The organism is Micromonospora sp. DH13 (genome assembly GCF_020873825.1).
Taxonomy (GTDB): domain Bacteria; phylum Actinomycetota; class Actinomycetes; order Mycobacteriales; family Micromonosporaceae; genus Micromonospora; species Micromonospora haikouensis.
This window is the reverse complement of the sequence record NZ_JAHWGR010000013.1, coordinates 53541-79864: the sequence shown is the minus strand read 5'-3', so window position 1 is coordinate 79864 and position 26324 is coordinate 53541. Positions and strand designations below refer to the sequence as shown.

Sequence of the window (26324 nt, the reverse complement as noted above, 5' to 3'; positions counted from 1 at the left end):
GCCTTCCCTTCCTAGGGGCCCTCGGTGAGGGCGCGTGCGGTTGCCTCGCCGGAGACGGTGACGGCGTCACCGAAGCCGAAGAAGCCGAGCAGGTAGCGGTCGTAGGTGACGGTGACCTGGACGCGGATGAGCTTCTCCCCGTCGACGACGGGGAACTCGACGCTGTGGCCGGTGGCACCGGCGGCGGCGAGGTAACTCGTCACCGCCGCCCTGGCCGCCGCCTCGTCGATCTCCTTGCGGCCGCCCTGGATGGCCTTCGCCCGGTCGATGGACTGACCGCCGGTGCGGGCCGCCTCGGCGGCCAGGTTGTCGGCCAGTTGCCGGGAGCGGAGCTGCCCCGCGCCGTCGAACGCCAGGCCGATGATCGCGAGGACGCCGATCATCGCCGCCGCCAGGAACAGGCTGACCCGGCCCTCGTCGCCGCGCCACCGGCGTCCAGGGCCGGCGGCGGGGGTGACGGCCCGGCGCTCGCCCGGACCGTCGGCGGGGGCGGTGTGCACAGCTCCGCCGGGGGCGCGGGCGGTCACGACCGGCTCCGGTAGCGGTCCAGCGGGGAGGTGAAGCTGGCCGAGATCGTCCGGCTGGCCGCCATGTCGGGCAGCAGCGCCAGGTCGATGTCGGTGAAGGAGACGGTGCAGGTGACCTGCACGGTCACGGCGGCCGTCGTGCCGGGGCCGCTGTCGAACGCCTCGGCGAAGCTGGTCGGCGAGCCGCCCACCGAGCCGCGCAGGGTGAGCGTGGGCTGGCCGGCGCAGTTGGCCCGCTGCCAGTCGAGTTGGCTCTGCGCGGCGGCCAGGGCCTGCTCGCGCGCGGTCTTGGCGTCCCGGGAGATGGACGCGGCGCGGGCGGCGTCGTGCGCCGCCGACTGGACCGCCTCCTGCGCGATCGCGGTACGCCCGGCGACGCCGGCCAGCACCATCAGCCCGATGAACGCGGGGGCGAGGACGGCCACCTCGATGGCGACCGAGCCGCGCTCGGCTGCGGGGCGACGGCGGCGGCTCATCCGGTCGTCCACCGTTCGATCGTGCCGTGCGCGGTCTGGCGCACCGGGAAGCTGACGCCGGGGATGACCGACAACGAGTCCCCGCTGACCGTGCAGGTCACCTCGGCGACGTCGGTGACGCAGGCGGGCCCCGGCTGGTCCCAGCCGACCAGCCAGTCCCCGGCGGCGGTGAGGAAGTCGACCGCCCGCGCCTCGCCGGCCCCGGCGGGGGCCTCGTACAGGCGTTGGGCGTTGACCGCGCTCTGCGCGGCGTTGAGCGCGGTGGCGCGGGCGACGAACCAGGCGGCGACCTGGATCGAGGCGAAGAGCAGCACGAGGATCGCCGGCATCACCACCGCCAGCTCCACCGGGTTGGCCCCCCGGTCCGCCCCGCCCCCGGTGAGCCGCCGCCGGACCGCCCGGCCGAGCCGTAGACCGCTGGTGAGCTGCCGCCGGGCCGCCCGGCCCAGCCGTACGCCGCCGCCGAGCCGCCGCGGGGCCCGCCGGCTGAGGCCGGCCCCTGGCCGGGGCGGCCCGTGGCGGCGCAGGCCGGCGGGCCGGTCGGCGGGTGCCGACCGGCTCCGGTCCACGCGGGTGGGGCGGTGGGTCATTACGGTGCCGTCGGGTCCTGGTGGGTCGGGATGTTGCTCATCCAGTCGTTGGCCCTGGCGAGGGCGAGCGCGGTTACCGCCATCGCCACGAAGACCAGCCCGAAGATGATCACTGCGGTCGGGACGGGGCTGTCGCCCCGCTCGCCGTCGCGGCGCAGTTCGGCCAGCCGTGTCGTCAGCGCGACGTGCAGGTAGGCGATGAGGTGCATGACGTGCTCCTTCGGAGGGGGAGGGGTTTCACAACCGGGCGAGGAACGGGTAGACGGCGAAGCCGAGCAGCACGAAGACCAGCAGGGAGCCCGGAATGTCCAGCCGGCTGGTGATCGCCTCGGCGCGGGCCAGGTTGTCGGTGCGGATCTGGTCGCGCAGGGAGTCGGCCCGGCTGCGCAGCGTGTCGTGCACCTGCGCGCCCTCGCTGCCCGACGAGCGCATGATCGCCCCGACGTCGCCCAGCTCCGGGATGCCGATCCGGTCGGCCAGCTCGCGCAGCTCGTCCCACGGCGAGTGCATCTGCATCTGGGCGATCCGCAGCGACTCCCGGATCCGGTCGAACACCCAGCCGTCGCAGACCGCCGCGGCCCGCTCCAGGGCCTGCACCGGACCGTGCGCGGCCGAGAGCTGCAACGCCACCAGGTCCAGGTAGGTGCAGACCGCCTGGCGGAACTCGTCCCGGGCGGCGTCCGCGCGGGTCAGCACGCTGCGGTGCGCGATCAGGGCGGCGACGAACGCCATGCCGAGGCTGCCCAACAGTGGCACGGCCAGCGGCACGGACACGCCGCCGAGGAAGAGCACCGCGCCGAGGAAGGTCGGGGTGGCCAGCCCTACCAGGGCGGAGAGCAGCAGGGACAGGGCGTACTGCTCGGGGGTGCGGTCGAGCAGGGCGAGCTGCCGGTGCGGCGGGCGCAGCCAGCGGGCGAACCCGCCGATCCAGTCGGGCCCGCGCCCCGTGGCGGCCCGGCCGGTGCCCGGCGGCTGGTGCAGCCGGCGCAGGGCGGGGCCGAGCGCCGGTGCGGCCGGCAGGGCCTCCCGGACCACCAGGAACAGCCCGAGGCCCACCGCCGCCCCACCGACGACGGCCAGGGTGAGGTGCCAGTTGAGGATCATCCGATCGCCTCCGCCGGATCGGGGGCGGGCAGAAAACGCGCCGGCCGGGGCGGCTGGCTCATCGACCGCACCCAGGCCAGCAGCCCGACGAACGCCGCGCCGAGCACGAGCATCACGAGCTGCCCGACCGGCGTACCGTACGGGCGGACGTAGTCGGTGTTGACCAGCCCGTACGCCACGGTCAGCAGGGTCATCCCGGTGAGGAAGCGCACCGCGAAACGCGGCTGGGTGCGCTTGGCCTCGATCTCCCGCCGGGTGGCGACCTCGGCGGCGGCGGCACCCGCGATCGAGCCGAGCACGTCGCCGAGCCGCTCGCCCCGGTCGGACAGGTGCAGGATCAGCGCCGCCACGACCTGGTCGCACACCGGGTCACCGATCTCGTCGGCGAACGCGAGCAGCGCCGACTTCGCCAGCCAGCCGGCCTGGAGGCGGGCGGCGAGCAGGCGTACCTCCTCCTCGATCTCCGCGGGGGCGGTGGCCAGCGTGCCGAGGATGGCCTGCTGGAGGCCCTGACCGGTCGACGAGACGTCCTTGAGTCGGCGGGTCCACTCGCCGACGGCCTCGATCCGGGCGATGGCCCGCTGCTCGGCCCGGCCGACGGAGAACAGCCACGGCGCGCCGGGCACCGCCACGGCGACCAGCAGGCCGACCACCGGCAGCCCGGTGAGCAGGAACGCCAGCGCGCCGGCCAGCACCGCCCCGCCGAGCAGGAGCTGGTGGTTGCGCCGCTGCCGGGGCGTGCCGGAGCCCTGCCAGAGCCGGCTCAGCCCGCCGCCGGGCCCCGCGCCGGGGGCCGGCCCGGCCGGCCGGGTGGTGCCGACCAGCGCCACGACGGCCAGCACCAGGCCGGCCACGCACGCCGCGCCGGAGACCACCGCGATCAGCTCGATGTCGGCGGTCACCGGGCCACCGCCCGCGCACCGAGCCGGGTGTGCCGGGGCCGCCGCCACGCCCCCGTGCCGGCGTCGATCCACCGGCCCAGCAGCCGGGCGTCGTAGCCCACCCGCAGCAACTGGTCGCGGACGCGTTCCGGCAGGTGCCGGGGGACCGCCCGGCCGTCGGGGCCCGGACCGAAGACCGTGGTGGTGGTGATCCGGCTGCCCTCGCCGACGCCGATGACCTCCTCCACGTGGGAGACGAAGCGGTGCTTGCGCCCGCCGATCGCGGTCTCGTCCTCGACGGTGACGTAGACGATCAGGTCGAGGGCGTTGCCGGCCATCCGGCGGGCCTGGTCGACGGTCATCTCCCGGCCGTGGGAGAGCGCCAGCTCGACGATCCGCTCGCCCACCCCGCCCGGCGACCGGGCGTGGATGGTGCACATCGACCCCCGGCTGGTGGTCATGGCCTGGAGCATCGGCACGATCTCCCGGGACCGCACCTCGCCGACGATGATCCGCAGCACGCCCATCCGCAGCGAGACGGGGATCAGGTCGGCGATGCTCACCTCGCCGGCCGGGCGGCCGTCCAGCCCGCGTTCGCCGTGCCCCTCGCGGGCCTCGAAGCTCATCACCGCCCGGTGCTTGTGCCCCCGGCGGGTGGGCAGCAGCTCCCGGCTCTCCTCCAGCAGCACGTACGGTTCGTCGGCCGGGATCTCGTCCATCAGCGCCCGGATGACGGTGGTCTTGCCCGCCCCGGCCAGGCCGGCGACCATGATGTTCAGCCCGGCCCGCATGGACGCCCGGAGGAAGTCGCGCAGCAGCGGGTCGATCATCTCGTCCAGGTCGCCCCGGCCGCCGGCGATGTCGTCGAGGCTCACCTCGAGGGTGTTGTGCTTGCGGATCACCGCGTACGGCCGGTGGCTGACCAGGAAGACCGCGGCGAGCCGGCTGCCGTCGGGCAACTGCAGGTCGAGGGTCGGCTTCGAGGTGGACAGCGACCGCTCGGTCGCCCCGGCCCGGCGGGCCGCCGCCTGGAGGATCTCCACCAGCTCGTCGTCGCTGTCGGCGATCGGGTCGGCCCAGTCGACCCCGCCGCCGTGCCGGGTGATGCGCACCTGGTCGCAGCCGAGGATGTGCACCTCCTCGATGGTGCCGTCGACCAGCAGCGTCTGCAGCCGCCCCAGGCCGACCAGCTCGGCGGTCACCTGGTCGAGCAGCAGCCGCTCCTCCCCGGCGGCCATCGGGGTGCCGGCACGGCGGACCGCGTCCGCGTACTCGGCGACCACCGCGACGGCGAGCCGGGCCCGCTCGACGTCCTCGGCGTCGGCGTCGAACTCCCGGCCGCGCTGCCACAGGGTGAGCCGTTCGCTGAGCTCGCGGCGCAGCTCGCGTACCACGGCGAAGTCGACCCGGGGGCGGGGCGGGGCCGGCGCGACGGGCGGGGCCGGCGCGGCCCCCGCCGGCGGCGCGGGCTGCGGGTGGCCGCCGCCGGTCGGCGCGGGTGGCGGGTGGGGGCCGCCCGACGCGGGGGCGAGCGGCGGGGCGATGGAGGTCGCGGCGGGCTGCCGCGCCACCCGGGGGTCGTGCGACACCGGCTCAAACCGCACCCGGCACCCCCTGGGTGACGGGCCAGGTCAGCCGCGCCCGGCGGCGGTCCAGCAGCGCCCGTACCGGCACCTCCAGGGCGCCGGCCGCGCGCATCAGCGGCCGTCCGGCCCGCAGGGTCCCGCCGAGGGTCAACACCTCCGCGGTACGCGGGTCGTCCGGCAGCCGCGCGATCACCGGCAGCCGCAGCGCCTTGCTGATCTCGCCCCGACCGTGGCCGTCGCCGACCGGCAGCAGCCGCAGCGTGCCCGGCGGCACCCGGTGCTCGGTGAAGTCCCGCTCGATCGCCCGGACCATGGCCTGGGTGGCGGAGAGGTCGGGCAGCCGCGCCCGGGTGACCAGGAGGACCACGGCGGCGGCGCGCAGGATCGGCCACGGCGGGCCGGCGACCTGGAGCCGACCGCAGTCGACCAGCACGTCGTACGGGGGGTCGCCGCGCTCCAGGTCGAGGAAGAAGTCGGTGAACCGCTGCCAGAGCGGGGCGACGCTGCCGGCCTGGGCCGGGTCGACGACGCCGGGCAGCAACAGCCGCTCCCGGCGCGGGGCGTCCAGGTCGACCAGTTGCGACCAGAACGCCGTCTCCAGGCTGCCGTCGCGCAACTCCCCGACGGCCAGCTCGCCGATGCCCCGGGGCCCGTCCAGCGCACCGCCGAGGTAGCCGGCGAGGATCGAGCCGCCGGCCGGGTCGCACTCGGCGAGGATCAGCCGCCGGTGCCAGGTCAGGGCGCAGGCGAGCGCGGACGCGGTGACGCCCGGCGAGCCCTTGGCCGAGACCAGCGCGATGATCGCCATGCTCAGGCCGCCCGGGTCAGCACGACCGCGATCCGGCTCTGGGCGGCGAGCGCCACCACGGCCGGCACGTCCCGGGCGGTGAGCGCGACGTAGACCACCACGCTGCTGGTGCTCGGGGTGGCCGTGTCGATGACGGTCGCCTCGAACCGGGTGCTGGAGGCGGGCTGCCCGCCGGAGCCGCGGTCCGGGGTGCTGACCAGCAGCACCCGGTCGCCGGGGTGCAGCCGCTTCGCCGGCACCCGGCCCGGGGCGAGGTCGAGCGCGAGCTGCTGCTGGCCGGGGCCGAGCAGCGGGTCGTCGGTGAGCTGGCCGAGGGTCAGCAGGGTGCCCGGGGTGAGGGCGACGGCCGCCCGCATGCCGACCACGTCGTCGAGTTGGGCGGCCGGCACCGGCCGCAGCCCCTGGCCGCCGGCCACCTGCACGGTGACCAGGTCGTCCGCGCCGAGCGTGCGGCCCACCTCGACGGGGCGGGCGATCGCCAGGTAGCTGCCGGTGGCCCGCACGGAGGTGACCGCGAACGCCGCGCCGAGGCCGCCGAGGGCGATCAGCAGCACGGCGAGGCCGAGCAGGCCGGGCCGGACCCGCCGCTGCCGGACGACCCGGGGTGGTGCGACGGGAGCGTCCACCGGCTGCCCGGTCCCGTTGCGCGTAGCGAGACTCACCGCGTCACCACCTGAAGTTCGTCGATCTGGACCTGGATGATGCCGCTGGTGCGGGTCTGCGGGATGTCACCGCTCTGGTTGCCGCCGGTCCAGTGGACGTTCCAGTGGGTCGTGGCGAAGATCTCGTACGTGTCGGCCTTCGCGTAGCCGCCGTGGTAGCCGCAGTCCGGCGAGGGGCCGCCGGCCTTCGGGCCCTTCGGGTCGTACGGGGTGCCGGGGCCGTGGCAGGTGACCTTGTCGCCGTTGCCCATGTCCCACACGATCTTGTCGACCTTCGCGGTGATGCTCACCGTCAGGCCCCGGTCGGACGCCGAAGCGCGCAGCGTGCCGAAGTAGCTCTCGCCGGGGCTCGCCCACATCCACACCGGCAGGCCGACCAGCCCGGGGCCGATGCTCTTGCGGGGCGCGACGGTCGCCCGGGGCGGCAGCAGCGAGATCGAGGCGAGCGCCCGGCGCGCCAGCTCCTCCGGGTCGGGCGGGGTGCCGTAGCCGGGCGGCGGGGCGTCCAGCAGGACCGGGTGCTGGGCACCGAGGTCTCCGCCGTTGCAGGTGGCCACGTACCACTGCTTGCCCTCGGGGGTGTCGTCCGGCTGCGGCTGCGCGAGCTTGTAGTAGCAGCCGTCGCCGTTGTTGAACCAGCCGAGGAGGTCGTCGTAGCAGGGGAGGACCTCGCCGAGATACTGGCACGTGCCGCTGCCGCCGCTCGACCCGTCGCCGTCGCCGGGGTTCCCGCCGCCGGGGTTGCCGGGGTTGCCCGGGTCGTCGTCCCAGACGTCGCAGTCGTTCTGGCCGATGGGGCACTCGATGCCGCCCTCGCGGGCCGCCGCGACGGTGACGGTCGGCGGTGCCGCCACGACGGCGAGCGCGAGGACCAGGCCGATCGCGGCCAGCAGCCGTGCGGGGCGGGCCGTGGCCAGCAGCCGCCCGGGATGGGTGGCGGGCAGCCGTACCCTGCCGTCGGCGGTGTGGGCCGCGCGGCGGCCCCACGGGGTCAGCACGGCTGGTCCTCGTGGCCGGCGCCGTAGTTGATCAACCAGCGGCCGTGGTACCGGGTGGCCGTTGCGGTGGCCAGGTGCCGGCCGCCGCCCGAGCCGGGCACCACCCGTTTGGTCTTGGCGTCGACCAGCCGGTAGCCGGTGGTGTCCAGGCAGTCCTGGATCTCCACGGTGGCGGGAACGGAGTCCAGGCTCACCGAGGTGACGGTGGGGTCGGAAACGAAAGTTCCGGTACGCACGGCACCGTGCTCCTTAGCTTCGCGAATTGCCAGTCGAACCCTGGTCAACAACGGGTCGGCCAGGAATTTGGCCAGTTCCGGGTGGCGCGGATCGCTGCGTCGGCTCGCCGCCCGTGATGCCGCGAGATATCCGGAATAGGCGGCGAGCGCCGCCTCCCGGGCCGCCCGTTCCTCCGCCGCGGAATGGGTCGCGGTGGCGCTCGGCCCTGCCGTCGCATGGGGCCGAGCGGCGGCTTCCGGCTTCGCGCCGCAGGCAGCCACCGGCGTGGCGGTCAGGGCCGTGACCAGTAAGATCATCCATCGGCCGGGGCGCCGTGTTCGCAACGCCGTGCCTCCTCGCTGGCGACCCGGGGCGGGCGGTGCAGCGACCGTCTCCGGGCGTGCGGCAGCGCGGCCGGATCAACTCATCCGGGCCCCTCGGTTCACCGCCGCATTTACCTGTGCTGATCTTCCAAGAGCCGTGCACCGATGTCTTCTGTGGCCTCCGACGCCTCATGCTGGGGTTGCGTCGTACTCAAGGGGCGAGCATAAGCTGACGCTGGGCGATGCAACAGAGGCAATCTGTTCGAATACGCTGGGTGATGGATGGCGGTGATCACGGATGGCGGGCGTCGATGCCCCGGGTCGCGCTCCGCTGCTGTACGGTGACCGCCGTCACAGTGTCGGGGTGTCTACGGCGGTTGGTCCGTTCGGCTCGAATGCTGGCCCGCTCCAGGCGGGTAGGCCCGAATTGCCCCCCGGCCGGCGGGGGATCGCCGCCGGGCGGGCGTCCCGCCTGACCGGCGGCCCGGCGGGACGCGTGGCCGCCGGATTCCGCACCATCCGCTACACGTCGGCCAACCGAGAACTACTCACCGTGTCGCCCCGCCCGGGGGCGTCCAGGTGTGGGAGTCGGTCGTGACCGGGGAACGGCTCCGCCGACCGTCCGCCCCGACCCTCGCGTCGCCCGCGCCGGGCCGGCCTTCTCGCGTACGCCTGACGGCCCTGCTGGTCGGCACGCCGCTGCTCCGCCTCGCGGTCGCCCGGTACGCCGTACCGCCGGGGGAGCCGGACCGGGTCGCCTGCCCGCGCTGCGGCACGCCGCTCGGCCTCGACCGGCCCTGGCCCGCGCTGGGCCCGACGGCGCGGTGCGGCGGCTGCCGGGCCCGGGTCGGCGCACCGGCCGGCGCGGTCGAGCTGACCGCCCTCGCGGCGCTGGCGGTGCTCGTGGCGGTGCCCGCCGCGCCGGCCGAACGGGCGGCCCTCGCCTGGTGGCTCTGCTGCGCGGTGCCTCTGGTGCTGATCGACGCGGCCGTGCACCGGCTGCCCGACCGGCTCACCTGGCCGGCCGCCGCCGGGGTCCTGGCCCTCTACGGCCTGGCCGCCGCGACCTCGGCGGGGAGCGCCCCCTGGCTGCGCGCCGCGCTCGCCGGGGCCGGGCTGGCGCTGGCCTTCGCCGCCACCACCCTGCTGCTCGGGCGGCGCGGCTTCGGCCTCGGCGACGCCAAGCTGGCGCTCGGGGTGGGCGCGCTGCTCGGCTGGTACGGCTGGCCCGTCCTCGTCCTCGGCCTGCTGGTGACGTTCACTCTCTCCGCGCTGACCAGCCTGGTGCTGCTGCTGGCCCGCCGGGTCCGCTGGTCCAGCCACCTGCCGTTCGGCCCGTTCCTCGCTCTCGGCGCGGTCGCCGCCCTGCTGCTGGCCCGCTGACCGAGCCGCCTCCCGCTACGCGCCCGCGCTACGCGCGGGCCCTCCCTTCACCGGGCGGGCCAGCCGGCGCAGCAGTTCGGCCGCCGGCCGCGCCAGCAGCGGGGCGCCGACGCCGGTGACCAGCGCGCCGAGCAGCAGGCCGGCGAGCACGTCGTGCGGGTAGTGCACCCCGACGAAGACGCGGGAGAACGCGGCGAGCACGGCCAGCGGAACCGCGTACCAGGCGAGCCGGGGGGAGAGCAGGACGATCGCCGTCGCCAGCGCCCCGGCGATCGTGGAGTGGTTGCTCGGGAAGGACCAGTCCCCCACGGGCGGGCACCGCTCGGCGATGATCAACAGGTCGGTCGGTACGCGGCAGGGGCGGTCCTGGTCCACGACGGTCTTGAGCAGCTCGCTGCCGCCGTACGCGAGAACCACGGTGGCCGGCGCGGCCACGGCGAGGGCCAGGTTGCGCGGCCCGGCACCCAGCTTGGGCAGGGCGGCGGCCACGAGGAGCAGGCCGAGCAGGACGATCGACCACTCGGTGAAGTGCGCGGCGAACCACTGGACGGGCTCGGGCGTGCCGTCGGCGAAGCTGACGACGCCGTGGTACAGACCATCGCTGAAGGGCGGAATCGATGACAAACCAGCGTTGATCATGATTCACCCTACCAAAAGTTCACCTGCTGTTCACCCGACCCCGGGTCGGTGAACCGACCGGACCACGGGGCGAGGCGGCTTACGCCGGGGGTGCGGCCGGGCCGGGGACGGGGTGCTGCACCACGCCGGACATCCGCTCGACGACGTCCTGGAGCGCCTCGAAGGCGTACGCCCAGTTGTGGCACTTGAAACTGCGCAGCCCGTCGATCGGGGTCCGGCAGTCGACGCAGTGCACGCCGGGGATCGCGTCCGGGACCTCGGTGTTGACGTACCGACGGTCGCCGAGGATCACCCGGGCGATCATCGCGGGGTCGTGCACCCCGTGCAGGGCCGACGAGACGATGTCCAGCCAGGTCATCCGCCGACCGCACTTCGGGCAGTCCGGCTCGTCGCCGCTGACCCACAGCGGCGCGCCGATGCTGCGCGCCGGCATGCCGAGCAGCTTCTCGATCCGGCGTACGTCGTGCTCGGGGGTGATCCAGCGGTGTCGGCCGGGCAGCGAGGCCGGTGAGTCGTACACGGCGCGGAACAGGACCGGATCGACCTCGACGGTCTCCCGCTGGTGGGTCATGGCGACCTCCTCGACCTCGCGGCGCCGGCCTGGCCGGCACCCGCAGCCCACCGTCGCCCGGGTGGTCGACGGACACAACCGGATCAACGACACGACGGGCCTGCGGGCAGCCACGCGGGGTGCTAGACATTCAGGGCGCGTTCGCGGCGGGCTGCCGCGCGGCGGGCGCGGACCCCCGTGGAGGACACCGTGACCAGCGAGCCGGCACCGACCGCACCGACCTCCGGGCCGACGACCCCGCAGCCCGCGACCTCGTCCGCCGGGGGCGTCGAGAGCAGGCCGAACGTCGCCCGGATGTACGACTACTACCTCGGCGGCTGCCACAACTTCGCCGTCGACCGGGCCGCCGCCCGTCAGGTCCTGGAGATCTTCCCCGACACCGGTGTCGCCGCCCAGACCAACCGCGCGTTCCTGCGCCGCGCCGTGCGGTACGCCGCCGAGCGGGGGGTACGGCAGTTCCTCGACATCGGCGCGGGGCTGCCCACCCAGGGCAACGTGCACGAGGTGGTGCAGGCGGTGGCCCCCGACTCCAAGGTCGTCTACGTCGACTACGACGAGGTCGCCGTCGCGTACGCCCGGCGGTTGCTCGGCGACGCGGCCCGCACGGTCGTCGTCGAGGGTGACCTGCGTCGGCCCGACGAGTTGCTCGCCCACCCCGACGTGACGGCGTCGATCGACCTCACCCGGCCGGTGGCCGTGCTCCTGGTGGCGGTGCTGCACTTCGTGCCCGACGCGGAGGATCCCTACGCGGCCGTCGCCCGGCTGCGCGACGCCACCGCCCCCGGCAGCCAGCTGCTGCTGTCCCACCTGACCCTCGACGGCGCCCCACCGCTGCCCGCCCAGCAGGGTCGCGCCGTCTATCAGCAGAGCAGCGCCCCGCTGGTGCCCCGCACCCGCGCCGACATCCTGCGCTTCTTCGACGGGTACGAGCTGGTCGAGCCGGGCCTGTCCTGGCTTGCCGACTGGCGTCCGGACGGCGAGCCGCGAGCGGGGGTGTCGCACGGCTTCGGCGGGGTGGGCGTCCGCCGCTGAGCCGCCCGGCCGGGCCGGAGGGCTGCCGTCGGGTGGGGCCCGGCTCGTCGTCGGGCCCCACCCGAGCCCCTACAGGTTCCTGGGGCAGGTGGTGCGGTTGATGGTCGAGTAGGCGGTGCGGATGCCGTACTCGAAGTCGTCGAGGCAGTTTCCGTAGACGAGCATTCCGACTTCCACGGTCCTGCTGGCGTCGGAGTAGTAGACGATGGTGATGCTCTCGTTGTCCTTCGGGTACGGGATGGCGTGGGCCGGGCTGGCCACGACCGCCGTGGTGCCGGCGACCGTCAGCAGGGTGGCCACCACGGCGTTCCGCACGAGCTTCTTCACTGAGGCACCTCTCGATCGAGCGGGCTGGATGCGCTGATGATAGTCGTCCGTCGATCAATGGCGTAGGTGTGGCGGCGGTGGCTATCGTGCGGGGATGCCGATGACGGACGAGCCGTGACCGGGCGACCCGCCGCCGCGGACCACGACGGTGCAGCGGTGGGCCGGGCCCGATGAGCGACCCAGACGACGGAGCGCGCCTGGCCGGGGACCTGTCCGACCGGCTCGCCGCCCTCACCTTCGTCGACCTCACCACCGAGCGGGTCACCGAGCTGCTCGTCGACACGATCGCCGACTGGGGTGCGGCACAGGGGTGGCGGGTCTACCGGCGGGCGGCCAGCGTCGTGCCGCTGCCGCCCCCGATGTCCGGGCAGCAGTCGGTCGTGGACGTCGCCTGCGCCCGGCCGTCCGCGCCGCCGGTGGTGATCGAGGTCGACCACACCGACCGGCGTCGTACGCTCGAGAAGCTGCTCGCCGAGGCCGCCGCCGGGCGGGTGCCGATCTGGGTGCGGTGGGGCTCCCGGGGCTTCACCGCACCGCCGGAGCCGGTGCGGATGGCCACCCTCACCGTTGCCGCACGGCGCGGGGAGGCGGGCGTGCGCCTGCACTCCCGCCAGCCGGCGAGGCAGCTCCCGCCGCCGGAGCACCACGCCGAGCCGGTCACCGCCGGCCCGGCGGATCCCCTCTTCGGCCCTACGATCGCGGGCTGAGCCGCCGCGTCCCCTGGTCAGGCCGCGCCTCGGTCGACCAGGCTGAACGTCGTGCCGATCGGGGCGTCGCCGAGGACCTCCACGTAGATCTTCTTCTGGCTGGGGCTCCACTGCACCACGCCGTACTTCTCGTTGATGATGGAGTAGGAGGTGCGCCCCTTGTCGTCCTTGCCCTCGCGGGTGATCCCGAACAGGGTGGCGTCGGTCGGGTAGCACTCGGCTCCCACCAGCGACGCGTACCCTGCGGAATCGATCTTGACGCCGAGGCACGGCTGGTGCGCGATCTCCGGGTTCAGCGACCTGATCATGTAGTCGACGCCGACGGGTTCGAGCACGAAGACGGCGTCCTTGCCGGTGCCGTCGCCGACGTGGACCTTGCCGTCGTACGGCAGCGAGAGGTCACGGTCGATCTCCACGACGTGCAGCAGGACGCGCCGCTGGCCGGCCAGCATGGCCCGGGTGTGGTCGGCCCCGGCGGACGACGGCGACCCGGTCGGCGTACCCGACGCGGGTGTCGGCGTGGTGGAGGCCGGCCCGGTCGTCGCCGGCCCGCCGACCGTGGTCGACCCGGTGGGGTCCGGGTCGGCCGGGCCCAGCAGCCGCGGGCCGAACAGGACGGCGGGCACCAGCACCGCGATCGCCGCGGCGGTCACGCCCAGCCCGGTGAGCCAACCACGCCGTTTCGAGCCCGTGCGCCCGGCCGTGCCCGACCCCGACGGCAACGCTCCCTGATCCGCTGCGGTCAGCAGCGCGTCGAGCAGTTCCCGGGCGGTGGGCCGGGCGGCGGGGTCCTTCGCCAGCGCCCGGGAGACCAGCTCCCGCAGCGGCCCGCCGAGGCCCGCCAGGTCCGGAGGCTGGGTGAGGATCCGCATCGCGATGGAGGTGGCGGAGTCACCGCCGAACGGGTTGCGACCGGTCGCGGCATGGGCGACCAGGGCGCCCCAGGCGAAGATGTCGGCGGCCGGGCCGGCCGGCTTGCCGGACGAGGTGTCCAGCCGCTCGGGAGCCATGTAGGACACCGTCCCGACCAGCTGGTTGGTCCGGGTGTGCTGGCTGGTCGCCTCGAACGCGCGGGCGATGCCGAAGTCGATGACCCGGATCCCGCCCGGCGCGACCAGGACGTTCGCCGGCTTCAGGTCCCGGTGGATCACCCCGGCGCCGTGGATCGCGGTGAGCGCGGTGGCCACCCCGACCGCGATGCTGTGCAGTTGCGCCGCGCCCAGCGGCCCGTGTTCCCGGAGCAGCTGGGCCAGGCTGGGACCCTCGACGTACTCCACCACCAGGTAGGGCGGGTCGTGGTCCGGGTCGGCATCCAGGACCTCGGCCGTGCAGAACGGCGGGACCTGGCGGGCCCGATTCACCTCGCTGCGGAACCGGGCCCGGAACACGTCGTCGTGCGCGAGCTCAGGACGGACGACCTTGACCGCCACCCGCCGCCCCTGCGGCGACCGGGCGAGGAAGACGCTGCCCATGCCACCGTCGCCGAGCCGGCCGAGGAGCTCGTACCCACCGAGTCGGGCCGGGTCGCCGGGACGCAGCCCGTCGTTCACGCCGGATGCCCGCAGGCCGCGACCACTGCGCGAACCATGTTGCCAACCACCCGTTCTCCTCAGGCCGCTCGGACGCCGCCCGCAGCCTATCGTTCGCCCACGCAGCGGCGTCGATGCCGTCCGCGCCCGGGCGGGCCGCGACGCCGCCCGCGGACGCGCCCCGGCCCCGGATCGGACGGTGGGTCGACCGGAGCACCCTCTCGACCCGCCGTCCGCCACCCGTATCCGGTGCCGGGGCAGCGCCCTAGCCGACCCTGACCAGGTCGAACCGGTCGAAGACCATGCTGTAGCCGGTGGAACCCGCGTTCTTCCCGACCACCACGGCCCGCACGGTGTGGTTGCCGGCGGACAGCGACAGCGTGCCGAAGTCGGTCGGGTAGTAGGCCGCGCCCCCGTACTGGTCCTGCGGCGGGCCGACCATGGCGCCGTCGACGTAGAGGGCCAGGAACGCCCGGTTGCCGTTGCGCTTGCCGATCGCGCGCAGGTCGTAGACGCCGGAGGCGGCCACCGGGAGCGTGAACTGGAGGTACTGCCCCTTCGCGGTCCCGTCCAGGGCGGTGGCCGCACCGCCGCTGGCCCCGGCCTCGGTGAAGACCCGGCCGGTCAGGCCGGGCGAGGCCGTGGTCGACAGGGACTCCGCCTCGACCCTGGTGACCGGTGCGCTCGCCGTGGCCGGGGTGACCAGCACCTTGTACACGGCGTTGCCGGGCAGCGTGCCGAGCGCGACGGTGGCGCCGCCCGAGGACAGCGTCACGTCCGAGTCGAGCACGACCTGCGGCGCGGACAGGGTCGACGCGTTGCTGATCCGTTCCGCCCGGACGTGGACGGCGTTGGACAGCGACAGCGCCGACGCGTTGTTCAGCCGCAGCGACACCCCCTGGTCGCTGGCGGTCTGGTTGCCGATGAGCAGGACGCCACGGCGCTGGCCGGTGTCCAGCGAACCGAGCGCGTCGACCGTGGTCGCGGACGACGAGGTGACGTTCACCATCCGGCCGGTCATCGTCTTGTAGGTGTTGTAGTTCCACCAGACGCCCTTGGGCAGGGTGCCGGTCGCCTTGTCGGCGGAGTTGCCCAGCGTGGCGATGAAGTTGTTGTCGCTGCCGATGTAGTCCCAGTCCGAGGTCAACGCGTCCTCCAGACCGTTGGGGACGCTGCGTTCGAACTGCGCCAGCCAGCGGACGTTCGGCCCCGCCGCCCAGGCGTCCGCGTTGCCGTAGCTGCTGCCCTGGTACTCGGTGATCGCGATCGGCATCGGGGTGATGCCGTTGGCCTGCATCCAGCTCCTGATCTGGGCCGTGTGGCCGGGCACGTCCGTCGTGGTCGGGTTCAGTTCGTGCCAGGACAGGACGTCGGGCAGGCAGCGGTTGTCGCGGCAGTAGATGAGGAACTGCTGCAGCTTGGTGAAGTTGTAGGCGCTCAGCTCCGGAGCCTCGACCCGGTACGACGAGTTGCGGGCCTTCACCGCGTCGTAGGCCACCTTGTGCGCCTGGAAGTACGTGGTGGTGTAGAGGTTCCCCCACTGCGCTTCCGGCTCGTTCCAGGGGATCCAGGCGTTGACCCGGTAGCCCTTCTGCTCCGCCTCCGACACGACGCCGTTGACGATGGTCGTCCACGTGCTGAAGTTGCCGTTGTCCCCCGGGCGGTAGTTGCGGTACGGGCTGTTCGGGTTCGCCGTGTAGTAGTAGAGGCCGACCCGCAGGTTCGCGCCGGTCGCCGAGACCCGCTGGTACGTGGCGGGGTCGTAGAGGCTCGGCAGGTTGGGGTGGTAGTCGGCGCCGCGCTGCGACCTGACCTTCACCCCGTCCACGAGATACTGCGCGGGCGAGGCCGCCGAGATGCCGTGCAGGAAGCCGCTGGCGACCTGGGTGGCCGCGCCCCGGTCGGCGCCGTAGTCGACCGTGATCGTGCTGGTGGCCGCCGCCTGCGCCGCGGGGGCCTCGACCGCGACGATGCCGGCGGCCACGAGGATGCCGGCGGCGACGGCGGTGAAGGTTCGTCCTGTTCTGACGGATGTCATCGATCTCCTCCTGGGAAGATCCGGGGACGGGAGCCGCGCGCGCCGGACGTCCGGCGCGCGGGCGGGACGCGCACCGTGCGGCGGTGCACGGCGCGGGTGGTGCGTGGTGCGGTGGTGCGTGGTGCGGGCGGTGGCCCGCACCGGTGGTGGTGGTGCTGGTGGGCCGGCTGGCCGGCGACCGCGTTCAGGTCGCCCGGTAGGGGCTGAGCCGGCCGCACATGCCGAACGGCCGCTGGTCGGGCTCGGGTGCCGTCCGCACGCGGACGTTCGCCTCGGCCAGGTGCGCGCCCGAGCCGTCGGCCAGGGAGCGCAGGCGACGCCGGACCTCCCGCAGGGAGGCGGCGGGACCGGCGTCGAGGATGCGGTGCCAGGCCGCGGTCCGGGGCGCGGTCAGGGACACCGCCGCCCGGTACAGCTCCCGCAGCGACGAGGTGTCACCGGCGGCCAGGTCGCGCCTGATCGCGAGGTAGCCCCGCACCGCGAGGTCGCGCCGGTGGCGGGCGCGGCGCTCGGCCGCCGGGGAGTCGGCGGGCTCCGGCCCGAGGATGGCGGCCTCGGCGTACGCCGCCGGGTCCGCGAGGATCTCCGGCGGGAAGGTGAGTACGGCGTCCCCGGCCTCCGGCAGCCCGGAGTTCTCCATGATGACGACCACCCTGAGGCCGCCGAGGTTGACCGCCCGGTGCACGGTCCCGGGCGTGAACCAGGCGACGGTGCCGGGCAGCAGCGGGGTCGTGGCGGGACCGGCGGGGGTCAGGGTGTGCAGCTCGCCGCGCCCGCCGACGACGACGTACGCCTCGGTGCACGCCGTGTGCAGGTGCGGCGAGCCGCCGTGGCAGCCGTCCGACGCCGCCCAGGGGTAGACCTCCAGCCCGGAGACGCCGACGCCGTTGGGCAGGTTCACCACGGGTGCTCCTTCAGGTACTCCTCGACGCGGTCGGCGTCCCACGCGCCGTCGGCGACGACGAGGCGGTAACGCCGCCGCAGGGTCGCCCCGGCGGCCAGCGCCACCTCCTCGGCGAACGCCAGCGACGGGTTGACCGCCGGGAAGGGCTCGTTGCGGACGAACCAGACGGGCGGGCTGTCGTCGGCGGCGGGGTCGGGCACCACGACCACGGTCGAGGCCGCGTCGACGACGTCGTGCGGACCCGTGTACGCGAGCCAGGCCGCGCGGCGGCCCATCACGCCGGGCCCTTCCAGGCCGCCGGCGGCGAGGATGGTGCCGCCGGTCAGATCCCGGGGCCCACGCCAGAAGAAGCCGCTGTAGCCGGCCGCCTCCCGGCCGAAGACGGTGGGACTGCCGATCTCCAGCCGCCCCCCGCTGACGTTGGTGAGCGCGGTGGCGACGGTGAGCTCCCACGTGCCGGCCGGCCCGTCGACGTCGTGCACCGCGATGTCGCGCTGCTCGGAGATCCAGTGCCGGCCCCCGGCGCTGCGCCAGCACACCCGCTCGGTCAGGTCGAGCCGGTCGTCGCCGACGTCGAACCGGGAGAACGCGTCGTGCCGCAGCGACCCGACGTTGTCCAGCCGCTGGTAGCCCTCGCCGCGCACGTAGCTGTAGCCACCCCAGAAGTTGTCCCCGGACAGGTGGGAGATCGTCATCGCGACGCCCTTGTGCCAGCGGTGGTCGTGCGGGCGGTGCGCCGAGACGAGGTTGCCGGCGGTGGTGCGTACCGGGTGGAAGAAGGGTGCCGGGCACTCCCACGGGTCCGGCTCCGCGCCGTACACGTAGGACACCAGGTCCCGGTCCCGCACGCCGACCGTGACGGCCGTGCCGATGTCGTGCCGGACCCGCAGGCGGGCCGGGCTGCCGGGGGTCATGCGGTGCTCCGCGCGGGCGCCCAGCCGGCCGTGTCGCCGTGCAGCGCGTGGTAGAACGGGTTCTGCGGGACGAGTTCGGCCCGCCGCACCGACCGGCCGGTCAAAGCCGACTGGTACAGGGCGGTGACGAGTTCGAGGGTGCGACGCGCGCTCGCCCCGCTGGCCGGCGGACGCACGCCGGCCCGCATCGCGGCCAGCAGCAGCGAGAACTGGGCGGTGTGCGAACTGGGCAGGTCGGGCTCCGGCAGCCGCCACCGCCGCTGGCGGTCGTCGGCCACGCCCGGGGCGGCGGTGTACGTCCAGTGGCTGTTGCGGTAGCCGTACAGGTGGGTGAGTTCGACGGTCGCGTCGGACAGGTCGATCCGCAGGTAGCTCTCCTCGCGGGGCGACAGGATGCTGTTGGTGATGCTGGCCAGCGCGCCGTTGGTGAAGCGGACGAGGGCGAGCGAGACGTCCTCGGTCTCGACGTCGCGGTCGAGCCGCCCGGCGATCGCGGTCACCTCCTCCCAGGGCCCGAGCAGGGTCAGCAGCAGGTCCATCTGGTGGATTCCGTGTCCCATGGTCGGGCCGCCGCCCTCGGACGCCCAGCTGCCGCGCCAGGGAACGGCGAAGTAGGCGGGCGGGCGGTACCAGGCGGTCGTGCACTGCGCCAGCAGCGGACGGCCCAGCTCACCGGCGGCGAGCAGCGCGGCGGTGTGCCGCGCGGCGGAGCCGAACCGGTGCTGGAACACCACCGAGGCGTACGCCCCGCTGGCCTGTTCGGCGGCGGTGATCCGGTCGAACTCGGCCAGCGTGCGGCACGGGGGCTTCTCCACCCAGGCCCAGATCCCGGCCGACAGCACCGCTTCGATCTGCCCGACGTGTTCGGCCGGCGGCGTGCACACGTGCACCAGGTCGGGCTGTCGCGCGGCGAGCATCTCGTCGAGGTCGGTGTAGCCGGCGGTGATGCCGGCGAGCTCGCAGAACCGTGCGACCCGGGACGGGTCAACGTCGACGGCGGCGACGAGTTCGACCCGGTCCCCGTGGGCCTGGACGGCGGGCAGGTGACTGCTGGTGGCGATTCCGCCGGTGCCCACGACGGCCACCCGGATGCGTTCGTCTCGACGGGTCACGCGGTTGCTCCTTCGGCGGTCGGTGCGACGGGGGTTCGGTCCTGCGGGTGGGGTGCGGCGGACGGGTTCATCGGCGGGACCGCCGGTCCCGGGCGGCCACCGCGGTCGGATCGACGAGCCGCAGGGCGGCGAGCAGCAGCACGAGGGTGGTCAGCATGTAGACCACCGCCATGGCGTTGATCTCCTGCGAGGCGAGTTCGCCGGCCTGGACCGCCGCGCCGTACAGCGCGACGACCAGCGTCTGGCTGTCCGGTCCCGAGACGAGGAACGTCAGCTCGAACTGGCCCACGACCCGCACCAGCGTCAGGACCCCGGCCGCGAGCAGGCCGGGCACCAGCAGCGGCCCGAGGACGTGGACGAAGACGCGTCGGTTCGTCGCCCCGCAGACCCGTGCCGCCTGCTCGATGCGGGGATCGATCTGCTCCACGAACGGAACGAGCACCAGCACGGCGAAGGGAATGGCGGGGACCAGGTTGACCAGCACGATCCCCGCGAGGGTGTCGTTGAGTCTCAGCCGGTAGACCAGGGTCGCCAGCGGCACGGCGTACGTCATGACGGGCACCACCTGCGGCACGAGGATCAGCAGCAGGAGCAGCCTGCGGCCCGGGAAGGTCAGCCGGGCCAGCACGTAGGCGGTCGGCAGCGCCACCGCCAGCGTGACCGCGACGACGGCGACCCCGACCCCGACCGTGGTCGCCAGCAGGTGCCCGAGGTCGAAGGTGGCCCACGACTGGGCATACCAACGGGTGGTGTACCCGCGCGGCAGCCAGCCGTCGGTGAACTGCGTGGTGAGCGAGGCGAGCAGGACGGTGGCCACGGCCAGCAGCAGGCCCCCGACGAACACCCACAGCCCGCCCCAGGTCACCGCTCCGGTGAGGGTGTGCCGGAGCGGCCGGCGGCCGGGCCCGGGGAGCGTCGGGGCGGTCTCCTCGGCGGGCGGGGCGGCGACGCCGGTCATCCCTTGCCCCCGGTGGTGGGCCCCCGGTGGAGCAGGCCGCGTCCCCAGAGCACGAGGCCGAGGACCGCCAGTTGGACGACCGCCATGACCACGGCGGCGGCGGACGCGGTCGGGTAGCGCCCGTAGCTGTACTCGGTGTAGGCGATCTTCGACAGCACGCGGGTCGGCCCGGCGTCGTTGCCCACCAGGGTGGCGGAGGGGAACACCCCGAACGCCAGCACGAACGACAGGCAGAACGTGATCGTCATCCCGGGCAGCAGCAGCGGGAACGTCACCAGCCAGAACCGCTGGGCGGGCTGCGCGCCGCAGACCGCGGCGGCCTGCTCCAGGCTGGGGTCGATGCCGGAGGTGTACCCGACCATCAGCAGGAACGCGAAGGGCAGCCCGGTGAACACCAGCGACAGCAGCACCCCGGTGAAGTTCCCGACCAGTTGCAGGGGCTGGTCGACGACGCCGGTGTGCAGCAACGCCCGGTTGAGCCAGCCGGACGGGCCGAGGAACTCCTTCATCGCCGAGGCGACGAAGACGGTGCCCAGCGTCATGGGCACCAGGACGACCGCCATGATGGTGCGCTTGGCCCGGACCGTTCCCCGCATCCGGTACGCGACCGGCACCGCCAGCGCGACGTTGACGATCGAGGCGGCGAGCGCCAGTTCCAGCGTGATCAGGATCGACTCGCGGCTGCCGTGGTCGTTGACCAGCCGGTTGGCGAAGAAGTCACGGTAGGCCGAGAACCAGCCGCCCGTGCCCTGCAGCGACAGCCCGACGCCGTAGCACAGCGGATAGACGAAGAACACGATCATGAACACCACGCCCGGCGCGACCAGCCACAGCGTGGGCGTGAGGCCCCGCTGGCGGGCCCGGTCCCGCCAGGTGAGCCGGTACGCCTCCGGGTGGTCGAGGTCGCTGGTGGCCCCGGCGGGCCCGGCCGCCCTCACGACGGCTCCCGACCGGCCAACAGGGCGGCCCCGCCGGCCCGCGCGCCCTCCTCGGGGGCGGCGAAGACCCGGATCCGGTCCGGCGCGACGACGGCCACCGCCCGCTCGCCGGGCCGGACCGGCTGGTCCGAGCGGCCGTGCAGGACGCGCCCACCGGGGCCGGTCCCCTCGACGGCGAAGCTCCGGCCCTGGTACTCGCACACCCGCACGTCGACGGGCACCTCGTTGCCGGCGCCCGTCGCGGGTTCCCGGGTGATCAGCAGGTCCTCGGGCCGGATCATCGCCACGACGCGACCACCGTCCGGCGGGGTGCTCCCGGTGCCGCCCACCCGGAGCACGAGGGGACCCGCGTCGAACACCCCGGCGGCCAGTTCCCCCGGCACGCTGTTGCGGTAGCCCACGAACCCGGCCACGAACGCGTTGGCCGGCCGCTCGTACACCTCGGCGGGCGTGCCGACCTGTTGGACCGCGCCGTCGCGGAGCACCACCAGCCGGTCGGCCAGCGACAGCGCCTCGGCCTGGTCGTGGGTCACGTAGATGGTGGTCAGGCCGAGCTGCTGGTGCAGCGCCCGGATCTCCGTACGCAGGTCCAGCCGCAGGCTCGCGTCGAGGTTGGACAGGGGCTCGTCCATCAGGACCAGGCGCGGTTCGACCACCACGGCGCGGGCGATCGCCACCCGCTGCTGCTGGCCACCGGAGAGCTGGCGCGGATACCGGTCGGCCTGGGCCCGCAGCCGTACGAGGTCGAGGGCCCGCCGCACCCGCTCGGCCCGTTCGGGCTTCGGGCAGCCGCGCATGCGCAGGCCGAAGGCGATGTTGTCGGCCACGGTCAGGTGCGGGAAGAGCGCGTAGTTCTGGAAGACCATCCCGATGCCGCGCTTCTCCGGCGGCAGCCGGTCGATGCGCCGGCCGTCCAGGCTGACGGTGCCGGTCGTCGGTTCGAGGAGCCCGGCCAGCAGGTTCAACGCCGTCGACTTCCCGCAGCCGGACGGGCCCAGCAGCGCCACGAACTCGCCGGCGGGCACGTCGAGGTCGAGGCCCTCCAGCGCGGCGAAGGAGCCGAACTCCCGGCGCAGTGCGCGGATCCGCAGCGCGCCGCCGCCGCTTCCCCGGCCGGTCACCTCTTCGCGCCGATCGACCGGTTCCAGATGTCGTACTTCACCTGCACGTGGTCGCCGACCACGGGGTTCTGCACCTGCGCGGTCGCCAGGAGCCGCTCGTTGAAGTCCGGGCTGCCGAACCGCTGGTACCGCGCCCGCGCGTCGGCGGAGGCCATCGACAGCTCCACGCCCTGCACCGGGAAGGCGGCGCGGAACGGGATCGTCAGCGCCTGCTGACGGGGTTGCAACAGATACTTGATCAGGGCCAGGCAGACGGCCAGCCTGTCCGGGGCGACGCCCCTCGGTACGGCGGCCCACTGGGCGACCTCGATCGTGACGGGATCGTCGAACGCCTGCAGCGCGAACTGGTCGCCGAGCACGCCCTTGGCCTTCATCTGGACGTCGAAGCCGGTCTCGGTCAGCACGATGTCGAGCGAGCCCCGGGCGAGCGCGTCGAAGGTGTCGACGGTCTTGGTGGCGTACGGCGCCGTGTACCTGTTCAGCTCCGCCAGGTACGCCCAGGTCCTCGTCCAGGTCGCCGGGTCGGCCGGGTTGCTGTCGCCGAGCATGTGGGGCAGCGCGTCGGTGAACTGGTTCGCCGGCCCGCTGCCGGTGGGCACGGCGGCGTACCCGAACCGCCCCGGGTGGGCCTTCGCCCAGGCCAGCAGCTCCTGCGGGGTCTTCGGCGGGTGCGCGACCGTCCGGGTGTCGTACGCGAGCACCGGGCCGTCCGGCTGGCCCGAGATGATCATGCCGGTGCCGTCGAGGGCGGTCTGCAACTGCCGTGCCGCCGGGGTCATCACGGCGGCGGGGTCGGGCAGGGCGGTGGCGTAGCCCGGCAGCAGCGGTACGACGGTCTGCTGCTTGGCGAGCAGGGACAGCCCCTCGGTGCCGGTGAGCACCAGGTCGTCCGTGACGTTGCCAGACTGCTGCTGGGCGTAGAGCTTCCCGATGACGTCGGTCGGTGTGCCGCTTTCGTACCGCACCGAGGACACGAGCTGCGGGTGTTCCCTGGCGAAGTTCTCGATGATCGGCTTGGTCAGGGCGAGGACGCCGGACACGTCCAGGATGCGTAACGCGACCGGCCTGGTCGGTAGGTCCGGCACCGTCGTCGGCGGTGCCGCGACCGGGGTACGGTCCGGGGCGGCGCACCCGGCGGCGACCGCGACGAGCAGGGCGAGGGCTGTCGCGAGCGCGTTCGGACGGGATCTCGTCATCGACGATCCTCCTGGTCAGGATGGTGCGGAGGCCGACACCGGCGGCGGTCACCGATCGGGCGTCAGCGCACGACGAGCCGGCGGACGCCCGGCCCGCTGGTGCGGGCCGGTCCCGTTGGTCATCGCTTGCGACGTGAACTGCGCGGACCTGGCCAGGGCCCCGCCTGTGGCGGCACGGACGGTGCCCGGGCCAGGGCATGGCACGAGGGCGGCGGGAACTCGCCCGGCGGGGACCGGGCGGGACCCGGCCGGGGCGCGCCCGAACACCGAGCGAAGTACCCTGCGAACGGACGGCAACCGTCGCCGCCGGTCAGCTGGTTCGGATCCGCCGCGGACCCGCACTGTAATTAGACGTACATCTATGCTTTTCGCCTACGATAGTGATCGATCACTTTTCTGTCAACGCTCATCGATCAATGCTGCCGACCAGGGGGGATGAGACATGGCAACCGGGTATCCAGAGCCGGCCGGCCGCACCGGGAAGGCTGCCACGATCCACGAGGTGGCCCGTGCCGCCGGCGTCTCCCACCAGACGGTGTCGCGGTTCCTCAGAGGCCAGGGAGGGCTCAAGCCCCAGACGTTGCAGAAGGTCACCCAGGCCATCGAGAAGCTCAACTACCGGCCGAACCTCGCCGCGAGGTCCATGCGGACCCGGCGGTCCGGCCGCGTCGCCGTCGTGCTGCCCGGCCCCACCGACTTCGTGCCCACGCGGCTGCTGAACGGTGCCGCCGACGCGGCCCACGAGTCCGGCTACCTGCTGGACGTCGTGGGGCTCGAAGGCGATGCTTCCGCCAGGGCCGACCGGATGCACACACTGCTGCATCCCGACAACATCGACGGCATCCTGGCCTTCGCCCCGCTCGCCACCCGCATGGCGGGCCTCGACCTCACGTCCTTTCCCGTGCCGGTGCTGGTCGAGGGCGAGTACGACGACAACATGCGGGCCCAGGGCCTGCTCGCGGACGCCGCGCCGATGGCCGAGATCGTGCGCCGACTCGCCGCCGACGGTCACCGCCGCTTCGTGCACGTGGCCGGCTCCGACCTGTGGGCCTCCGCGCGCAACCGCCGCAAGGTCTACGAGGCGACCGTCGCGGAACTCGGCCTCACCTCCTGCGCGGTCGTCGACGGCGACTGGACCGTACGGTCCGGCTGGGAGGCGGCCACCACGGTGATAGCCGGGTGCGGAGCCACCGCCGTGCTGGCCGCCAACGACCGGGTCGCGTTCGGGGTCATCCAGGGGCTACAGAGCCTGCACATCGACGTGCCCGGCCAGATCAGCGTCGTCGGCTGGGACGACGAGGAGATCGGCCGGTACATGCGGCCCGCGCTGTCGACCGTCAGGGTCGACCGGGAACGGCAGGGCCGGGAGGCGATGCTGCGGCTCCTCGCCCTCCTGAGAGGCGAGGAGCCGGAAAGCCTGGCACACCCGCCCGGCCTCAACCACCTCGTGCTGCGCCAATCGACCGGCCCGGCGCCGGGGGCGTGAGCCGACCACCCGCCCACCAGGCGACCGACGGGGCGGCGGGCGTCGTCCCCGCCCGCCCGGCCGTGCTCAGGCCGGCCGTGCTCAGGGCCGGCCGTGCTCAGGGCCGGCGGCTGCGATTGGCCTGCTCGAAGATGTCGAGCAGCTCCAGCATCGCCCTGCGCTGTTGGTCGGTGTAGGCCGGATCCCGCAGGATCGCCTCACGGGCGCTCACCCGGGGCGCGCCCTCCCCGTCGATGGAGGCGGCCGGCGGGGCGGGCGCGCGACCGGCGAGCCGGTGCGCCTCGGTCAGGTCGATGTCGAGGGCGTCCGCGAGGGCATTGACGACGCGGGCGGTGGGTGGCCGCTTCCCACCCCGGAGGCGGTCGACCGTCGTGCGGGCGACGCCGGTCCGGGCGCGTAGCTCCTCGTCCGTCCAGCCGCGTGCGCCCTGCTCGTGGCGCACGCGCCACCAGAGGTCGTACGCCACGCCCGTCTCGGGCCCCCGAGTCACGTGCATGTTGTAGCACGACTGCATGATCCGGACATAGTCCCAGCCGCGATGGTGCAGGCCACGGGGCCTTGCTGCGTGTTCGTCCTGCATCGCTTTGCGTCGGCTTCGTGCGTCGACTAGCATCTTGTGACGCACGGATACGCTGCGATTCGATGCAAGGTGGTCTTCGATGACGGAGCTGGATACAGACCGCTTCCTGACCGTCCAGGAGGTCGCGGACGTCCTCCGGGTCTCCCGATGGAGCGTCGGGCGTTACATCGGGGCCGGCGCACTGGAGGCGATCAAGGGCGACGGGCCGAACGGCAGCATCCGCATCCCGCTCCGAAGTCTGCATGCCTACATCGAGGCCCACACCGTCGCCGGCTCTGAAAGGGGGCGAGGCGATCCACCCCGTGCCGGCGGCGCAGGTCCGGTGCGAGGTCCGGGTGCGCATCGCGCGCGAACGCCGTCCTGACCCATGACACAGTGCCGCCTTCGACAGGTGTGGCCCGTAGGTGACTGCGCGCTATGCCCGATCGACGGGCGGCCATCTGGTTCACAGTCAGATGTTTTCGCACGTCAGTGCATATTTGTGAGAGTGCCGCGTCGTTATTGAAGCGTCCTCGTTGGATGCTGAGAATGGTGCGGGGCCGGCATGCGCCGGCCCCGCACCGGGAGCGGCTACCTCTGATCGTTGAACTTTGCGAGTGCGGCGATCAGACGTAGCAGATGGGCGGTGGCCCTGGCTGCGTCAGCAGGGCCACCGTTTCCCCGGGCCTCCAGCACTACTGCTGCAAGCTCGAACGCGGTGGCCAGCGCCTCCACTGCT

29 protein-coding genes are annotated in these 26324 nt (G+C 73.9%); 5 read left to right on the top strand and 24 right to left on the bottom strand.

Annotation, left to right across the window (positions count from 1 at the left end; genetic code table 11):
• Positions 1-11 precede the first annotated feature (11 nt).
• The 11 genes from LPA42_RS15080 to LPA42_RS15030 form a co-directional block, all read right to left on the bottom strand.
• Entirely contained in the window at positions 12-383 is a 372-nt protein-coding gene (locus LPA42_RS15080; RefSeq protein ID WP_228986643.1) for a hypothetical protein, read from the bottom strand.
• 140 nt (positions 384-523) lie between these two features.
• Positions 524-1003 (bottom strand): TadE/TadG family type IV pilus assembly protein, encoded by a 480-nt coding sequence (locus tag LPA42_RS15075; RefSeq protein ID WP_077935545.1) that lies wholly within the window; start codon positions 1001-1003, stop codon positions 524-526.
• Entirely contained in the window at positions 1000-1452 is a 453-nt protein-coding gene (locus LPA42_RS15070; protein ID WP_077935544.1) for a TadE/TadG family type IV pilus assembly protein, read from the bottom strand. Before LPA42_RS15070 ends, LPA42_RS15075 begins: the two co-directional genes overlap by 4 nt.
• A 140-nt stretch (positions 1453-1592) precedes the next feature.
• Positions 1593-1802, bottom strand: a complete 210-nt coding sequence (locus LPA42_RS15065) for a hypothetical protein (RefSeq protein WP_077935539.1) — start codon at positions 1800-1802, stop codon at positions 1593-1595.
• A gap of 28 nt (positions 1803-1830) precedes the next feature.
• Positions 1831-2694 carry a type II secretion system F family protein gene (locus LPA42_RS15060; RefSeq protein WP_198956409.1) on the bottom strand — a complete coding sequence of 288 codons (864 nt, stop codon included), beginning with the start codon at positions 2692-2694 and terminating at the stop codon, positions 1831-1833.
• The gene (locus LPA42_RS15055; protein WP_096761547.1) at positions 2694-3599 is read right to left on the bottom strand and encodes a type II secretion system F family protein; all 906 of its coding nucleotides are present in this window, start codon (positions 3597-3599) and stop codon (positions 2694-2696) included. Before LPA42_RS15055 ends, LPA42_RS15060 begins: the two co-directional genes overlap by 1 nt.
• The gene (locus LPA42_RS15050; RefSeq protein ID WP_228986631.1) at positions 3596-5182 is read right to left on the bottom strand and encodes a CpaF family protein; all 1587 of its coding nucleotides are present in this window, start codon (positions 5180-5182) and stop codon (positions 3596-3598) included. Before LPA42_RS15050 ends, LPA42_RS15055 begins: the two co-directional genes overlap by 4 nt.
• A complete protein-coding gene (locus LPA42_RS15045) occupies positions 5172-5972 on the bottom strand; it encodes a hypothetical protein (RefSeq protein WP_077935546.1) in 801 nt (266 codons plus the stop codon). The genes LPA42_RS15050 and LPA42_RS15045 overlap by 11 nt, the downstream gene beginning before the upstream one ends.
• A gap of 2 nt (positions 5973-5974) precedes the next feature.
• Positions 5975-6634, bottom strand: a complete 660-nt coding sequence (locus LPA42_RS15040; RefSeq protein ID WP_077935547.1) for an SAF domain-containing protein — start codon at positions 6632-6634, stop codon at positions 5975-5977.
• Positions 6631-7488 (bottom strand): hypothetical protein, encoded by an 858-nt coding sequence (locus LPA42_RS15035; protein ID WP_228986642.1) that lies wholly within the window; start codon positions 7486-7488, stop codon positions 6631-6633. Before LPA42_RS15035 ends, LPA42_RS15040 begins: the two co-directional genes overlap by 4 nt.
• A 137-nt stretch (positions 7489-7625) precedes the next feature.
• Entirely contained in the window at positions 7626-8165 is a 540-nt protein-coding gene (locus LPA42_RS15030) for a hypothetical protein (protein ID WP_228986630.1), read from the bottom strand.
• A 678-nt stretch (positions 8166-8843) separates the two neighbouring features.
• Between LPA42_RS15030 and LPA42_RS15025 the strand changes: the two genes are divergently transcribed.
• Positions 8844-9554: an A24 family peptidase gene (locus LPA42_RS15025; RefSeq protein WP_228986641.1), complete on the top strand. Its 711-nt coding sequence runs from the start codon at positions 8844-8846 to the stop codon at positions 9552-9554.
• A 15-nt stretch (positions 9555-9569) separates the two neighbouring features.
• On the opposite strand, the gene LPA42_RS15020 is transcribed toward LPA42_RS15025, so the two are convergent.
• Both LPA42_RS15020 and LPA42_RS15015 read right to left on the bottom strand, forming a co-directional pair.
• Positions 9570-10193, bottom strand: coding sequence for a phosphatase PAP2 family protein (locus LPA42_RS15020; RefSeq protein WP_077935549.1), 624 nt, complete (start codon positions 10191-10193; stop codon positions 9570-9572).
• Between the two features lie 79 nt (positions 10194-10272).
• On the bottom strand, positions 10273-10764 hold the full coding sequence (locus LPA42_RS15015; protein ID WP_077935550.1) for a hypothetical protein: 492 nt from the start codon (positions 10762-10764) through the stop codon (positions 10273-10275).
• 189 nt (positions 10765-10953) lie between these two features.
• Here LPA42_RS15015 and LPA42_RS15010 point away from each other — a divergent pair, with 189 nt between their 5' ends.
• Positions 10954-11796 carry an SAM-dependent methyltransferase gene (locus LPA42_RS15010; protein WP_228986629.1) on the top strand — a complete coding sequence of 281 codons (843 nt, stop codon included), beginning with the start codon at positions 10954-10956 and terminating at the stop codon, positions 11794-11796.
• Between the two features lie 69 nt (positions 11797-11865).
• Here the strand turns inward: LPA42_RS15010 and LPA42_RS15005 are convergent, their stop codons facing one another.
• Positions 11866-12123: a hypothetical protein gene (locus LPA42_RS15005; RefSeq protein WP_077935551.1), complete on the bottom strand. Its 258-nt coding sequence runs from the start codon at positions 12121-12123 to the stop codon at positions 11866-11868.
• A gap of 170 nt (positions 12124-12293) precedes the next feature.
• On the opposite strand from LPA42_RS15005, the gene LPA42_RS15000 reads away from it, so the two are divergent.
• Positions 12294-12830, top strand: a complete 537-nt coding sequence (locus LPA42_RS15000) for a hypothetical protein (RefSeq protein WP_077935552.1) — start codon at positions 12294-12296, stop codon at positions 12828-12830.
• 17 nt (positions 12831-12847) lie between these two features.
• On the opposite strand, the gene LPA42_RS14995 is transcribed toward LPA42_RS15000, so the two are convergent.
• The 9 genes from LPA42_RS14995 to LPA42_RS14955 form a co-directional block, all read right to left on the bottom strand.
• A complete protein-coding gene (locus tag LPA42_RS14995; RefSeq protein ID WP_077935553.1) occupies positions 12848-14380 on the bottom strand; it encodes a serine/threonine-protein kinase in 1533 nt (510 codons plus the stop codon).
• Between the two features lie 244 nt (positions 14381-14624).
• On the bottom strand, positions 14625-16397 hold the full coding sequence (locus LPA42_RS14990; protein WP_144082513.1) for a hypothetical protein: 1773 nt from the start codon (positions 16395-16397) through the stop codon (positions 14625-14627).
• Between the two features lie 184 nt (positions 16398-16581).
• Positions 16582-17301 (bottom strand): cupin domain-containing protein, encoded by a 720-nt coding sequence (locus tag LPA42_RS14985; protein ID WP_096761549.1) that lies wholly within the window; start codon positions 17299-17301, stop codon positions 16582-16584.
• Positions 17295-18215: a PmoA family protein gene (locus LPA42_RS14980; protein WP_077935555.1), complete on the bottom strand. Its 921-nt coding sequence runs from the start codon at positions 18213-18215 to the stop codon at positions 17295-17297. Before LPA42_RS14980 ends, LPA42_RS14985 begins: the two co-directional genes overlap by 7 nt.
• Positions 18212-19327, bottom strand: a complete 1116-nt coding sequence (locus LPA42_RS34450; RefSeq protein WP_077935556.1) for a Gfo/Idh/MocA family protein — start codon at positions 19325-19327, stop codon at positions 18212-18214. The genes LPA42_RS14980 and LPA42_RS34450 overlap by 4 nt, the downstream gene beginning before the upstream one ends.
• 67 nt (positions 19328-19394) lie before the next feature.
• Entirely contained in the window at positions 19395-20285 is an 891-nt protein-coding gene (locus LPA42_RS14970) for an ABC transporter permease (protein ID WP_077935557.1), read from the bottom strand.
• Positions 20282-21223, bottom strand: coding sequence for an ABC transporter permease (locus LPA42_RS14965; protein ID WP_228986628.1), 942 nt, complete (start codon positions 21221-21223; stop codon positions 20282-20284). Before LPA42_RS14965 ends, LPA42_RS14970 begins: the two co-directional genes overlap by 4 nt.
• Entirely contained in the window at positions 21220-22344 is a 1125-nt protein-coding gene (locus LPA42_RS14960) for an ABC transporter ATP-binding protein (RefSeq protein WP_077935558.1), read from the bottom strand. Before LPA42_RS14960 ends, LPA42_RS14965 begins: the two co-directional genes overlap by 4 nt.
• A complete protein-coding gene (locus LPA42_RS14955) occupies positions 22341-23540 on the bottom strand; it encodes an extracellular solute-binding protein (protein ID WP_077935559.1) in 1200 nt (399 codons plus the stop codon). Before LPA42_RS14955 ends, LPA42_RS14960 begins: the two co-directional genes overlap by 4 nt.
• A gap of 442 nt (positions 23541-23982) precedes the next feature.
• On the opposite strand from LPA42_RS14955, the gene LPA42_RS14950 reads away from it, so the two are divergent.
• A complete protein-coding gene (locus LPA42_RS14950; RefSeq protein WP_077935560.1) occupies positions 23983-25026 on the top strand; it encodes a LacI family DNA-binding transcriptional regulator in 1044 nt (347 codons plus the stop codon).
• Between the two features lie 97 nt (positions 25027-25123).
• Here the strand turns inward: LPA42_RS14950 and LPA42_RS14945 are convergent, their stop codons facing one another.
• Positions 25124-25516, bottom strand: a complete 393-nt coding sequence (locus LPA42_RS14945; RefSeq protein ID WP_158229363.1) for a helix-turn-helix domain-containing protein — start codon at positions 25514-25516, stop codon at positions 25124-25126.
• A 169-nt stretch (positions 25517-25685) separates the two neighbouring features.
• Here LPA42_RS14945 and LPA42_RS14940 point away from each other — a divergent pair, with 169 nt between their 5' ends.
• Positions 25686-25970, top strand: a complete 285-nt coding sequence (locus LPA42_RS14940) for a helix-turn-helix domain-containing protein (protein WP_077935562.1) — start codon at positions 25686-25688, stop codon at positions 25968-25970.
• The last annotated feature ends 354 nt before the right edge of the window (positions 25971-26324 follow it).